The sequence below is a fragment of the Streptomyces sp. WAC 04229 genome (genome assembly GCF_003947455.1).
GTDB lineage: Bacteria > Actinomycetota > Actinomycetes > Streptomycetales > Streptomycetaceae > Streptomyces.
Genome location: NZ_QHJH01000001.1, coordinates 30,637 through 43,207, shown reverse-complemented (window position 1 = coordinate 43,207; position 12,571 = coordinate 30,637). Strand labels below are relative to the sequence as shown.

The following is a 12,571-nucleotide window of genomic DNA, read 5'->3' as shown; positions in this document are numbered from 1 at the left end:
TCAGGTTCGGCACGGGACTCCTGGGCGTCGGGCTTCCGGGGCCGAAGCGGCGACTCCCCCACGAAGTCCCTTCATCCAGCCCTGGAAACACCTGTACGCTAACACGAAAACCGATCAGTGAACGCTTTTTGTGGGGGTGCTTCCCTGACACCCGCACAGACAAAGGAGTTGCAGCGATGGCCGTACCGCCCGCCGCCCGGTACCCCCTGGCACCCGGCTTCCTCATGGGAGCCTCCACCTCCGCGCACCAGACCGAGGGCAACAACATCTCCAGCGACCTGTGGGCGCTGGAGAACAGGCCGGGTGGCGTGCTGCCCGAGCGCAGCGGAGACGCGGCCGACAGCTTCCATCGCTGGCCCGAGGACATGGACCTGCTCAGCGAACTCGGCTTCAACGCCTACCGCTTCAGCATCGAATGGGCCCGCATCGAACCGGAGGACGGGCGTGTGTCCCACGCCGCGATCGCCCACTACCGGGCCATGGTCGTCGGCGCACGGGAGCGCGGCCTGGAACCGGTCGTCACACTGCACCACTTCACCTCGCCCCGCTGGTTCAGCGAGCGCGGCGGCTGGCTCGCCGAGGACTCCGCCGAGCGCTTCGCCACCTACGCGCGCACCGCGACCGAGATCCTCGGTGACGACGTGCGCTATGTCGCCACCATCAACGAACCCAACATGGTCGCCCTCGTCCACGCCCTGCGCCGCCGGGCATCCCACGACGGCGGCGGCACCGGTGGAGGGGTCGCCTTCGACCCCTCCACCGTCGAACCTGACGAGCAGGTCACCGCGGCGCTGATCAGAGCCCACCGAGCCACCGTCAGCGTCCTCAAGGACGCAAACCCCGACTACTTGGTCGGCTGGACCGTCGCCAACCAGGTCTACCAACCCGAACCCGGCGCCGAGGAAGTCGCCAGGGCCCATGGCATGTCCCGCGAGGACGTCTTCCTGCACGCCGCCCGCGACAACGACTGGATCGGCGTCCAGGCGTACACCCGCCACCGCATCGCAGTGAACGGCCCGCTGCCCGTACCGGACGGCGCGGAGACCACGCTGACTGGCTGGGAGTTCTACCCCCAGGCCCTGGGCCAAGCCGTCCAGCACACCCGTCAGATCGTCGGACAGCACGTACCCATCCTCGTCACCGAGAACGGCATCGCCACCAGCGACGACGAACGCCGCATCGCCTACACCGAACAAGCACTGGCCGGCCTGGCCGCCGCGATGCATGACGGCGCCGACGTCCGCGGCTACCTGCACTGGAGCGCCCTGGACAACTACGAATGGGGCAGCTACCGGCCCACCTTCGGCCTCATCGCCGTCGACCCGCGCACCTTCGCCCGCACCCCCAAGCCGTCGGCGCACTGGCTCGGCGCCCTCGCGAGGGACGGCTACCTGCCCGCCCCCGCGGTGACAGCAAACGGGAACCCGCCCGTTCGCACGCTAGTGTGACCGTCATGGCGCGACGTGGCCCTTACGAAAAGGGCGAGGCAAAGCGGGAAGAGATCCTCCAAGTAGCGCTGGAGATCTTCGCGCAGGAGGGCTACCGCGGCACCTCACTGCGCAAGGTTGCCGCTCGCTGCAACCTGAGCCTGCCCGGACTCATGCACTACTTCAACTCCAAGGAAGACCTCCTCACACAGGTCCTCCGCGCCCGGGACACCTCGGCACGTGCCCGGCACGCGGAATTCAAGGGCGCGGAAACCTACCGCTCCATCATCCAGGAGGGCGCGGACACCCCCGGCTTGGTGGAGCTGTTCGTATCGATGGCTGCTGCCGCCAGCGACACGACCCACCCCGCCCACAGCCTCTTCGCGGAGCGGTACGCCGAAATCCGGCCTCTCATCAGCGCATTCCTTCAGCGACGGATGGACGAGGGCGCCGTGCGCACGGACCTGCCCCCTGAACGGCTTGCCGCGATCCTTGTCGCGCTCGCCGACGGCATCCAGCTCCAGTGGCTCACCGACCGAACCGTCGACATGCAACAGCCCATCGACGACGTCATGCTTCTTCTCGCTGCGCCTCGGGACACGTGAATCGGAAGATTCTCCATTGCGTAGGCAGCCAAGGCCCTGACAGCGCTGAAAGATGCGAACGCGCTGGTCAGAGCCCATCCGCCTAGCACTCGATGATGTTGACGGCCAGCCCGCCCCTGGCCGTCTCCTTGTACTTCACCGACATGTCGGCGCCGGTGTCCTTCATGGTCTTGATGACCTTGTCGAGGGAGACCTTGTGGGAGCCGTCGCCGCGCATCGCCATCCGGGCCGCCGTGACCGCCTTCACCGCGGCCATGCCGTTGCGCTCGATGCACGGGATCTGGACGAGGCCGCCGACCGGGTCGCAGGTCAGGCCGAGGTTGTGCTCCATGCCGATCTCGGCGGCGTTCTCCACCTGTTCGGGGGAGCCGCCCAGCACCTCGGCGAGGGCGCCCGCCGCCATCGAGCAGGCGGAGCCGACCTCGCCCTGGCAGCCGACCTCGGCGCCGGAGATGGAGGCGTTCTCCTTGAAGAGCATGCCGATCGCGCCGGCCGCGAGCAGGAAGCGGACCACGCCGTCCTCGTCGGCGCCGGGCACGAAGTTGACGTAGTAGTGCAGGACGGCCGGGATGATGCCCGCCGCGCCGTTCGTCGGGGCGGTGACGACCCGGCCGCCGGCCGCGTTCTCCTCGTTCACGGCCATCGCGTAGAGGGTGATCCACTCCATGGCCAGGGCCTGCGGGTCGCCCTCGGAGCGCAGCTTGCGCGCGGTGTTGGCGGCGCGGCGGCGGACCTTCAGGCCGCCGGGGAGTATGCCCTCGCGGGTCATGCCGCGGTCCACGCACGCCCGCATCACCCGCCAGATCTCCAGCAGGCCCTCGCGGATCTCGTCCTCGTCGCGCCAGGCCCGCTCGTTCTCCAGCATCAGGGCGGAGATCGACAGGCCGGTCTCCCGGGCCAGGCGCAGCAGCTCGTCCCCGGTGCGGAAGGGGTACTTGAGCACCGTGTCGTCGAGCACGATGCGGTCCGCGCCCACCGCGTCCTCGTCGACGACGAAGCCGCCGCCGACCGAGTAGTACGTCTTGGTCAGCACCTCGGCGCCCTCGGCGTCGTACGCCCACAGGGTCATGCCGTTGGCGTGGTAGGGCAGGGTCTCGCGGCGGTGCAGGACCATGTCGTCGTCGTAGGCGAAGGCGATCTCGTGCTCGCCGAGGAGGCGGATGCGGCCGGAGGACCTGATCGTCTCGACGCGGTCGTCGGCCGTCTCCACGTCCACCGTGCGCGGCGAGTCGCCCTCCAGGCCGAGCAGCACCGCCTTGGGGGTGCCGTGGCCGTGCCCGGTGGCGCCGAGCGAGCCGTACAGCTCGGCCCGGACCGAGGCGACGGAGTCCAGCAGCTCCTCGTTGCGCAGGCGGCGGGCGAACATGCGGGCCGCGCGCATCGGGCCGACCGTGTGCGAGCTCGACGGGCCGATGCCGATCGAGAACAGGTCGAAGACCGAGATGGCCACGGGGGTCTCCTCAGAACGGGGGTGGTGCAGAGGGCGGTGCTTCGGGGCGGGGCGCCGGACCCGCTTGTGGCGGGCGCGGCGCCCCGATCACGTGGTGTCTACTTGTTCAGACCCGGGTACAGCGGGTGCTTGTCGGCCAGGGCCTTCACCCGGGCCGCCAGCGCCTCGGCGTCGTAGGACGGCTTCAGCGCCTCGGCGATCACGTCCGCGACCTCGGCGAAGTCCTCGGCCGTGAAGCCGCGGGTCGCCAGGGCCGGCGTACCGATGCGCAGCCCGGAGGTCACCATCGGCGGACGCGGGTCGTTCGGGACGGCGTTGCGGTTGACCGTGATGCCGACCTCGTGGAGGCGGTCCTCGGCCTGCTGGCCGTCCAGCTCGGAGTCGCGCAGGTCCACCAGAACGAGGTGGACGTCCGTGCCCCCGGTCAGGACCGACACGCCCGCCGCCTTCGCGTCGTCCCGCACCAGGCGCTCGGCCAGGATGCGGGCACCCTCCAGGGTACGGGTCTGGCGCTCCTTGAAGTCCTCGCTCGCGGCGACCTTGAAGGCGACGGCCTTGGCGGCGACCACGTGCTCCAGCGGTCCACCCTGCTGACCGGGGAAGACGGCGGAGTTGATCTTCTTGGCCAGGTCGGCCGTGGAGAGGATCACACCGCCGCGCGGGCCGCCCAGCGTCTTGTGCGTGGTGGTGGTCACGACGTGCGCGTGCGGGACCGGGTTCGGGTGCAGGCCCGCGGCGACCAGACCGGCGAAGTGCGCCATGTCGACCATGAGGTACGCGCCGACCTCGTCCGCGACCTTGCGGAACGCGGCGAAGTCCAGCTGACGGGGGTAGGCCGACCAGCCGGCGACGATCAGCTTCGGCCTGGTCTCCTTGGCGAGCCGCTCCACCTCGGCCATGTCGACCTGGCCGTCGTCACCGACGTGGTACGGGACGACGTTGTAGAGCTTGCCGGAGAAGTTGATCTTCATGCCGTGGGTCAGGTGCCCGCCGTGGGCGAGGTTCAGACCCATGATCGTGTCGCCGGGCTTGAGCAGCGCGAACATCGCGGCGGCGTTGGCCTGGGCACCGGAGTGCGGCTGCACGTTGGCGTGCTCGGCGCCGAAGAGCGCCTTGACCCGGTCGATGGCGATCTGCTCGACCACGTCGACGTGCTCGCAGCCGCCGTAGTAGCGGCGGCCGGGGTAGCCCTCGGCGTACTTGTTGGTGAGGACCGAGCCCTGGGCCTCCATGACCGCGACGGGCGCGAAGTTCTCGGAGGCGATCATCTCGAGGGTGGACTGCTGGCGGTCCAGCTCGGCGTCGACGGCGGCGGCGACGTCGGGGTCGAGCTCGTGCAGGGGTGTGTTCAGAAGCGACATGCGTCCGTGACTCCTCAGGCGCCGGCGAATGCGGTGTACTCGTCGGCGGAGAGCAGGTCGCCCGGCTCGTCCGTGACCCGGACCTTGAACAGCCAGCCGCCCTCGAAGGGGGCGCTGTTCACCAGCGACGGGTCGTTGACGACGTCCTCGTTGACCTCGGTGACCTCACCGGAGACGGGGGAGTACAGGTCGGAGACGGACTTGGTCGACTCCAGTTCGCCGCAGGTCTCGCCCGCGGACACCGAGTCGCCGACCTCGGGAAGCTGCACGAAGACGACGTCACCGAGCGCGTTGGCCGCGTGCTCCGTGATGCCGACCGTCGAGGCGCCGTCCTCGGCGGCCGACAGCCACTCGTGCTCCTTGCTGTAGCGCAGCTGCTGGGGGTTGCTCATGGCCTGAATTCTCCTGTACGCGGGTGACTGCTGATGAATGGGGGACTGCTGACACTGCCGTTGAGCAGCAAGGACACGCGCGGGGGGCCGGCGGCCCTCCGCCCTCAGTGTCTACTTCTGGCGCTTGTAGAAGGGCAGTGCCACGACCTCGTACGGCTCGTGGCTGCCCCGGATGTCCACGCCCACACCCTCGGTCCCCGGTGCAGCGTGCGCCGCGTCGACGTACGCCATGGCGATCGGCTTGCCCAGCGTGGGGGAGGGGGCGCCGGAGGTGACCTCGCCGATCACCTGGCCGCCGGCGACGACCTGGTAACCGGCGCGCGGGACCCGGCGGCCCTCGGCGACCAGGCCGACCAGCACGCGGGGCGGGTTCTGCTCGGCCTCGGCGGCGGCCCCGGTCAGCGCGGCGCGACCGACGAAGTCGCCCTCCTTCTCGAACTTCACCACCCGGCCGAGCCCGGCGTCGAAGGGCGTCAGGGAGGTGGTCAGCTCGTGCCCGTACAGCGGCATGCCCGCCTCCAGGCGGAGCGTGTCCCGGCAGGACAGGCCGCAGGGGACGAGACCGACGCCCCGGCCCGCCTCGGTCAGCGCCTGCCACAGCTCGACGGCGTGCTCCGGCTTCACGAACAGCTCGAAGCCGTCCTCGCCGGTGTAGCCGGTGCGCGCGATCAGCGCCGGGACGCCGGCCACCGTGCCGGGCAGACCGGCGTAGTACTTCAGGCCGTCCAGGTCGGCGTCGGTGAGGCTCTTGAGGATGCCCGGGGACTCGGGGCCCTGCACGGCGAGCAGCGCGTAGGCGTCGCGGTCGTCGCGCACCTCGGCGTCGAAGCCGGCCGCCCGCTCGGTCAGCGCGTCGAGCACGGTCTGCGCGTTGGAGGCGTTGGCGACGACCATGTACTCGGCGTCCGCCAGCCGGTAGACGATCAGGTCGTCCAGGATGCCGCCGTCCTCGCGGCAGATCATGGTGTAGCGGGCGCGGCCCGGCTTCACGCCGCCGATGTTGCCGACCAGCGCGAAGTCCAGCAGCGCGGCGGCCTGCGGCCCGGTGACGGTGATCTCGCCCATGTGCGAGAGGTCGAAGAGACCGGCCCGGGTGCGCACCGCGACGTGCTCGTCACGCTCGGAGGCGTAGCGCAGGGGCATGTCCCAGCCGGCGAAGTCGGTCATCGTCGCGCCCAGCGCGCGATGGGTGGCGTCGAGCGCGGTACGGCGGGTGTTCGAACTGCTCATCGGTCGGTCGTCTCCCAGGACAGGACGGCACGGGCGAGGTCGGTCCTCCCCATCTGTCATCGGAACCTGAGAGGTTCGCCACGACCACCGGAGTACGGCGATCAGGGCTTGCACCTTGGGTGGGGCAGCCGTCGAACGGCGGCCCGCTTTTCAGATGTGCCTCGCCCGCGCGGTAACGGGGGCCTGAGAGATTCAAGGGAGGGACTTGCTCCTTCGGCGCCCCGGCGTGGCCGGGGACTCTCCCGCGCGGATTCAAACGGCCGGTATGCAGTTGGCGCCGCCATCATTGCACGACCGGCCGATTCGTGGCAGACCGTGATCTGTAACCGGCTTGTGGCAGTAAGCGAACGAAATCGCGAGACCCGCGCATTACCTTCTCTTTACACTCGACGGGGATGGGAACTCGTGAACCGCCCCAGGGGAGACGATCACGGTGAACAGGACCACGGCCTACGCCACGACCTCGGGCCTCGCGCTGCCCGAGCAGCCCTCCGCCCCGGCCCCGCAGTCGTGCGCCGAGCGGCCCGCGCCCGTCGTCCGCGACCTGCGCGAGCGGGACGGGCACAGCCCGCACGCCCTGCTCTTCGGACCCCGGGACCTGGTGGTGATCACCGGCCTGCCCGGCAGCGGCAAGTCCACCCTGATGGCGCGCACCGTGCGCGGCCCGCGCATCGACTCCCAGGACACCCGCGACCGCTGGGAGCGCCGCATGCCGGGCTTCCTGCCGTACGCGCTCTACCGCCCCCTGGTCCGCCTCGCCCACTACGCGGGGCTCCGCAAGGCGCTGCGCTCCGGCGAGGGCGTCGTCGTGCACGACTGCGGCACACAGTCCTGGGTGCGCGGCTGGCTGGCCCGGGAGGCCCGCCGCCGCGACGGCACCCTGCACCTGCTGCTCCTCGACGTCGGCGTCGACGAGGCCCTGGCCGGACAGCGCGAGCGCGGCCGCGGCGTCTCGCGGTACGCGTTCCTGCGGCACCGCGCGGCCAACTCCCGCCTGCTGCGCGCCGTGACCGGGGGCGCCCTGCCGGCCGGCTGCACCTCGGCGGTCGTCCTGGACCGGGCGGCCGCGGACAACCTCCGCCGCATCGCCTTCACCGGATGACGGACCACGGGGGGCTGGGCCGAACGGGTTAGCCTTTTCAGCCAGGACAGCGGTACCAGGCAGGCGGTAGGCAGATGGACTTCCCCGGGTTCCCGGCACAGGCACACCCCCACCCGCACGGCGGTTGGCCCGGCAACGAGCTGGAGGAGGTGCTCTCCGCCTCCCTCGGCATACCCGGCGCCGGCGGGCGGATCGTGGAGGTGCTCGGCCGCAGCTTCCTCTGGGTCCCCCTGCCGAACGGCGGCGGCCCGCACAGCGGCCCCCTCGACCTGCCCTCCCTGGAGATCGACGGCCAGGCCTATGTGCCGGTGTTCAGCTCCGAGGAGCAGCTCCGCCAGGTCGCCGGGGCGCAGATGGCGTACACCGTCGCCCCCGCCGCGGAGTTCGCCCGCGGCCTGCCCCCGCAGATCGGCATCGCCGTGAACCCGGAGGGCGTGGTCGGCATCCCGCTGCCGCCGCCCGCCGTGGCCGAGCTGTGCCGGGCCGGCCGCACCCCGCTGGACGGGCCCGCGTCCGGCGGCCGGGTCCGCCTCTTCGAGCCGGACTGGCAGGACGACCCGGTGGACTTCCTCGCCGCGGCCTCCGCCGAGTTCGCCGCCACCGGCGTCGTGCGCACCGCCCGCCGCTGCCTGGCCGCCGTCGAGACCGCCGACCCGACCCTGTTCGTCGGCGTCGAACTCACCCACTGGGAGGGCGACGCCCGCGCCCTCCCCCTGGACGCCCTGGGCCGCGCCCTCACCGCCGCCCCGCCGAAGTGGCCGGTCAACCTGGTCCTCCTGGAGGCCGCCCAGGACCCGGTCTGCGACTGGATGCGCGAGCGGGTCCGGCCCTTCTACGACCGGGACTTGTAAACGCCGGTCAGGGCAGCCAACCCAGGGGCGCGGGGAACTGCGCGACCAGCCACAACGAACCCGCACCCGCAGGACGACAGCGCCCCCCGAGCTGATAGGCGCCCCCCACCCCGCGGAGCCTTAAGCTGTTTCCACGACCGGGAACTTCCAGAAAGGGCCACAGACGTGAGCGCCAGCGGCACCACGACCGGGCAGGTCGAGCACATGCTGCGCCAGGTGACGCCCGGGCGCTACGACGCCTACGAGGCCCTGCTGCGCGCGCTCGCCACCCCCACCTCCGGCCAGGTCTGGATGCTGCTGTGGCAGGGCCAGGCCGGCTCCCCGGACGCCCAGTACGGAAACATGGAGGTCGAGGGCTACGGCTACGCGCCGTGCGTCACCTCCGCCCAGGAGCTGTCGGCCAGCGGCTGGAACAGGTCGTACGAGGTGGTCGACGGCCTGGAGGCGGCCCGCGCCCTCTACCCGGACCACTTCGGCCTCTGGCTCAACCCGCACGCCCCCGGCGGCGGCGTCGGCGTCCCCTGGCCGGACCTGCGCCGGATCGCCTCCGGCCTGGACCGCCAGCCCGCCGGACCCCTGAGGCTGTCCGAACCGGCCATCGAGATCCCCCAGTTCTACGCCCTGCTCACGCAGAACGCCCACCGCACCCCGGCGGTCCGCGCGCTGCGCCGCGCCTGGGTGCAGCCCGCGCTCGGGGCGCCCTACCTCGCCATCGGTCTCGAGGTCTACGACACCTCGCCGCCGGCCGTCGACGCGGTGCGCGCGATGATGCAGCAGTCCGTCGGCGCGGTGCCGGACGGGCTCGCGGTGTCGACGGTGGCGATGACCGACCTCCACGACCCGGTCGCCATGTGGCTGCGCGCCCACGCCCGTCCGTTCTACGCCCGCGAGGCCCAGGCCCCCGCCCCCGCGCAGGCGCCGGCGGGCGGGTACGGATACCCTCCGGCCGGGGGCCGGTCCTGACGGTCGGGGGTCCGGCCCCGGGGTGACCGGTGGCGATCTTCGCGCGTAGATGAGGGTGCAAAGCGCCGCCTTGTCCCCTCTGCCCCAACTCATCCGTGTCCGGCCCCCGTTACCCACTGTCCGGATAACGGAACACCTCGAACAGCATCACGGTTGCGCATCCATTCACCGTCAAGTCTGGCTACAGATCGCCAAAGCGTTGAAGACTCCCGCAACAAGGGGTGGATGCTCGCCCCTTTGTACGACGGACGGATCACGCCGCTACAGCGGCAAGTGCGGGCCGGCTACCGCCGGTTGAGAGGGGTCCCTGCCAGATGACGGCACCATTGCACGAGCCGACCGCGGAAGCGGCCCCGAGTGCTGCCGAGGAAGCGGCGGTTGCCGGCGCCGAAGCCAAGGCGGTACAGGGGCGTTCCCTCGGCAGGATCGCCTGGGAGCGGCTGAAGCGGGACAAGCTCGCCCTGACGGGCGGCGTCGTGGTGCTCCTGCTCGTCGTGGTCGCGATCTTCGCGCCCTTGATCACCAACATCGTCGGGCAGGACCCGGACGTCTACCACGAGGACCTGATCGACCCGCTGTTCGGCACGCCCCGGGGGTCACTCGGCGGCATCAGCGGCGACCACTGGTTCGGCGTCGAGCCGGTCAACGGCCGCGACATCTTCGCCCGCATCGTCCACGGCGCCCGGATCTCGCTGCTCGTCGGCTTCCTGTCCGCGATCGTCGCCGTGATCATCGGAACCGTCCTGGGTGTGCTCGCCGGCTTCTTCGGCGGCTGGGTCGACGCCCTGATCAGCCGGGTCATGGACGGCCTGCTGGCCTTCCCGCAGCTGCTCTTCATCATCGCGCTGGTCTCGGTGATGCCGAACGAGATGCTGGGACTCAGCGGCACGGGCGTACGCCTCTTCGTGATGATCCTCGTCATCGGCTTCTTCGGCTGGCCCTACATCGGGCGCGTGGTACGCGGCCAGACGCTCTCCATGCGTGAGCGGGAGTACGTGGAGGCCGCCCGGTCCCTGGGTGCCGGACGCTTCTACATCCTGTTCAAGGAACTGCTGCCCAACCTGGTGGCCCCGATCATCGTGTACACGACGATGATGATCCCCACCAACATCCTCACCGAGGCGGCACTCAGCTTCCTGGGCGTGGGCGTCAAGCCGCCCACGTCGTCCTGGGGGCAGATGCTCTCGAGCGCGATCGACTACTACCAGTCGGATCCCATGTACATGGTGATCCCCGGTTTGGCGATCTTCATCACCGTTCTTGCCTTCAACCTCTTCGGTGACGGCGTACGCGATGCGCTGGACCCGAAGGGCTCCCGCTGACCTGCCGTACCGGCAAGCGACCCGTGGCACCTGCACGGGGTCTCTCATCTAATCCGGAGGATCCGAGATCGTGACTACCCAACGCACCTCAGGGCGGCGCAAGCAGGCCATGGCCGCTGCCGCAGTGGTCGCCGCGCTGCTGACCACGGCGGCGTGCGGCGGCGGTGACAGCGACGGCGAGGGGTCGAAGAACGGCGCGGCCGGCTTCGACGCCGCGAACAACAAGGTCGCCCAGGCCGACCAGGCCAAGAAGGGCGGCGAGCTGAAGTTCGCCAGCGTCCAGGACGCCGACTCGTGGGACACCACCCGCGGCTACTACGGCTTCATGTGGAACTTCTCGCGGTACTACTCCCGCCAGCTCGTGACGAACACGCCGGCGCCGGGTGAGAAGGGCGCGGGCGTCACCCCCGACCTCGCCACCGACGTCGCCAAGGTCTCGGACGACGGCAAGACCTACACGTACACCCTGCGTGACGGCGTCACCTGGGAGGACGGCAAGCCGATCACCTCCAAGGACATCAAGTACGGCATCGAGCGCGTGTGGGCGCAGGACGTCCTCTCCGGCGGTCCGACGTACCTCAAGGAGGTGCTCGACCCCGAGGACAAGTACCAGGGTCCCTACAAGGACAAGTCCGCGGACAAGCTGGGTCTGAAGGCGATCGAGACGCCGGACGACAAGACCATCGTCTTCAAGCTGCCGCAGGCCAACTCGGACTTCGAGGAGATGCTCGCGCTGACCTCGGCGTCCCCGGTCCGCCAGGACAAGGACACCAAGTCCAAGTACGGCCTGAAGCCGTTCTCCTCCGGTCCGTACAAGTTCCAGTCCTACAACCCGGGCAAGGACCTCACCCTGGTCCGCAACACCGAGTGGAAGCAGGACTCGGACCCGGTCCGCAAGGCGTACCCGGACAAGATCACGATCAAGTTCTTCACCAACGCCAACGAGCTGGACCAGCGTCTGATCGCCGGCGACTACGACATCGACCTGGCCCAGACCGGTCTGTCGCCCCAGGGCCGCACCACCGCCCTGAAGCAGCACAAGGGCAACGTCGACAACCCGGTCTCCGGTTACATCCGCTACGCGGTCTTCCCGCAGAGCGTGAAGCCGTTCGACAACATCCACTGCCGCAAGGCCGTGCTCTACGGGGCCGACCACGTCTCGCTCCAGACCGCGCGCGGTGGCCCGCAGGCCGGTGGCGACATCGGCACCAACATGCTGCCGCCGGCGGTGCCGGGCTCCGAGGGCCAGAAGTACGACCCGTACGAGATGGCCGGTGCCAACAAGAAGGGCAACGTCGCCAAGGCCAAGGAAGAGCTGAAGGCCTGCGGCAAGCCCAACGGCTTCAAGACCACCATCGCGGTCCGCAACAACAAGCCGGTCGAGGTGGCCACCGCCGAGTCGCTCCAGGCGTCGCTGAAGAAGATCGGCATCACGGTCGACATCGACCAGTACGACGGTTCGCAGACCGCCGGCATCATCGGCAGCCCCTCGAACGTGATCAAGAAGAACTACGGCATCATCATCATGGGCTGGGGCCCCGACTTCCCGTCGGTCCAGGGCTACGGTCTCCCGCTGTGGAGCAGCGACTACATCCTCGAGAGCGGTAACAACAACTACGCGCTCATCAAGGACAAGGAGATCGACGGCCTGTTCGACAAGTACGTCACCACCCTGGACGACACCGGCAAGGCGGACATCGCCAAGCAGATCAACCACAAGGTGATGGAGGGCGGCTACTACCTGCCCTTCGTCTTCGAGAAGTTCATCAACTGGCGCTCCAGCCGCCTGGCGAACGTCTACACGACCGACGGCTACAGCGGTATGTACGACTTCGTCAACCTCGGCCTGAAGTCCTCGAAGTAACCGG

General features: G+C 69.9%; 11 protein-coding genes and 1 riboswitch. Of the genes, 7 read left to right on the top strand and 4 right to left on the bottom strand.

The features are described from left to right. Nucleotides 1–176: 176 nt before the first annotated feature. Both DMH12_RS00200 and DMH12_RS00195 read left to right on the top strand, forming a co-directional pair. Nucleotides 177–1,448 carry a glycoside hydrolase family 1 protein gene (locus tag DMH12_RS00200; RefSeq protein WP_125489443.1) on the top strand — a complete coding sequence of 424 codons (1,272 nt, stop codon included), beginning with the start codon at nucleotides 177–179 and terminating at the stop codon, nucleotides 1,446–1,448. Between the two features lie 5 nt (nucleotides 1,449–1,453). Then, nucleotides 1,454–2,032 carry a TetR/AcrR family transcriptional regulator gene (locus tag DMH12_RS00195; protein WP_125489442.1) on the top strand — a complete coding sequence of 193 codons (579 nt, stop codon included), beginning with the start codon at nucleotides 1,454–1,456 and terminating at the stop codon, nucleotides 2,030–2,032. An 82-nt stretch (nucleotides 2,033–2,114) separates the two neighbouring features. Here the strand turns inward: DMH12_RS00195 and DMH12_RS00190 are convergent, their stop codons facing one another. From DMH12_RS00190 to gcvT, 4 genes are all read right to left on the bottom strand, one after another. Continuing rightward, nucleotides 2,115–3,482 (bottom strand): L-serine ammonia-lyase, encoded by a 1,368-nt coding sequence (locus DMH12_RS00190; protein ID WP_122617585.1) that lies wholly within the window; start codon nucleotides 3,480–3,482, stop codon nucleotides 2,115–2,117. 98 nt (nucleotides 3,483–3,580) lie between these two features. Beyond that, the gene (gene glyA, locus DMH12_RS00185) at nucleotides 3,581–4,843 is read right to left on the bottom strand and encodes a serine hydroxymethyltransferase (protein ID WP_125489441.1); all 1,263 of its coding nucleotides are present in this window, start codon (nucleotides 4,841–4,843) and stop codon (nucleotides 3,581–3,583) included. A gap of 14 nt (nucleotides 4,844–4,857) precedes the next feature. Continuing rightward, nucleotides 4,858–5,235, bottom strand: a complete 378-nt coding sequence (gcvH, locus tag DMH12_RS00180; protein WP_125489440.1) for a glycine cleavage system protein GcvH — start codon at nucleotides 5,233–5,235, stop codon at nucleotides 4,858–4,860. 111 nt (nucleotides 5,236–5,346) lie between these two features. Beyond that, the gene (gene gcvT / locus DMH12_RS00175) at nucleotides 5,347–6,465 is read right to left on the bottom strand and encodes a glycine cleavage system aminomethyltransferase GcvT (protein ID WP_125489439.1); all 1,119 of its coding nucleotides are present in this window, start codon (nucleotides 6,463–6,465) and stop codon (nucleotides 5,347–5,349) included. A 160-nt stretch (nucleotides 6,466–6,625) separates the two neighbouring features. After that, nucleotides 6,626–6,720: riboswitch (glycine riboswitch) on the bottom strand. Nucleotides 6,721–6,898: 178 nt separating this feature from the next. On the opposite strand from gcvT, the gene DMH12_RS00170 reads away from it, so the two are divergent. The 5 genes from DMH12_RS00170 to DMH12_RS00150 all read left to right on the top strand — a co-directional run bounded on the left by DMH12_RS00170 (nucleotide 6,899) and on the right by DMH12_RS00150 (nucleotide 12,567). After that, on the top strand, nucleotides 6,899–7,567 hold the full coding sequence (locus DMH12_RS00170; protein ID WP_125489438.1) for an AAA family ATPase: 669 nt from the start codon (nucleotides 6,899–6,901) through the stop codon (nucleotides 7,565–7,567). A 74-nt stretch (nucleotides 7,568–7,641) separates the two neighbouring features. After that, complete coding sequence (locus DMH12_RS00165) at nucleotides 7,642–8,418, top strand: enhanced serine sensitivity protein SseB (protein WP_125489437.1); 777 nt, start codon at nucleotides 7,642–7,644, stop codon at nucleotides 8,416–8,418. 165 nt (nucleotides 8,419–8,583) lie between these two features. After that, nucleotides 8,584–9,381 (top strand): enhanced serine sensitivity protein SseB C-terminal domain-containing protein, encoded by a 798-nt coding sequence (locus DMH12_RS00160; protein WP_125489436.1) that lies wholly within the window; start codon nucleotides 8,584–8,586, stop codon nucleotides 9,379–9,381. A gap of 314 nt (nucleotides 9,382–9,695) precedes the next feature. Further along, entirely contained in the window at nucleotides 9,696–10,703 is a 1,008-nt protein-coding gene (locus DMH12_RS00155; RefSeq protein WP_122617592.1) for an ABC transporter permease, read from the top strand. Nucleotides 10,704–10,773: 70 nt separating this feature from the next. After that, the gene (locus tag DMH12_RS00150) at nucleotides 10,774–12,567 is read left to right on the top strand and encodes an ABC transporter substrate-binding protein (protein WP_125489435.1); all 1,794 of its coding nucleotides are present in this window, start codon (nucleotides 10,774–10,776) and stop codon (nucleotides 12,565–12,567) included. The last annotated feature ends 4 nt before the right edge of the window (nucleotides 12,568–12,571 follow it).

Excerpts from the sequence above, each read along its gene's own strand:
- DMH12_RS00200 (WP_125489443.1), top strand. The coding sequence starts at position 177 with ATGGCCGTACCGCCCGCCGCCCGGTACCCCCTGGCACCCGGCTTCCTC.
- DMH12_RS00195 (WP_125489442.1), top strand. The coding sequence starts at position 1,454 with ATGGCGCGACGTGGCCCTTACGAAAAGGGCGAGGCAAAGCGGGAAGAG.
- glyA (WP_125489441.1), bottom strand. The coding sequence starts at position 4,843 with ATGTCGCTTCTGAACACACCCCTGCACGAGCTCGACCCCGACGTCGCC.
- gcvH (WP_125489440.1), bottom strand. The coding sequence starts at position 5,235 with ATGAGCAACCCCCAGCAGCTGCGCTACAGCAAGGAGCACGAGTGGCTG.
- gcvT (WP_125489439.1), bottom strand. The coding sequence starts at position 6,465 with ATGAGCAGTTCGAACACCCGCCGTACCGCGCTCGACGCCACCCATCGC.
- DMH12_RS00165 (WP_125489437.1), top strand. The coding sequence starts at position 7,642 with ATGGACTTCCCCGGGTTCCCGGCACAGGCACACCCCCACCCGCACGGC.
- DMH12_RS00155 (WP_122617592.1), top strand. The coding sequence starts at position 9,696 with ATGACGGCACCATTGCACGAGCCGACCGCGGAAGCGGCCCCGAGTGCT.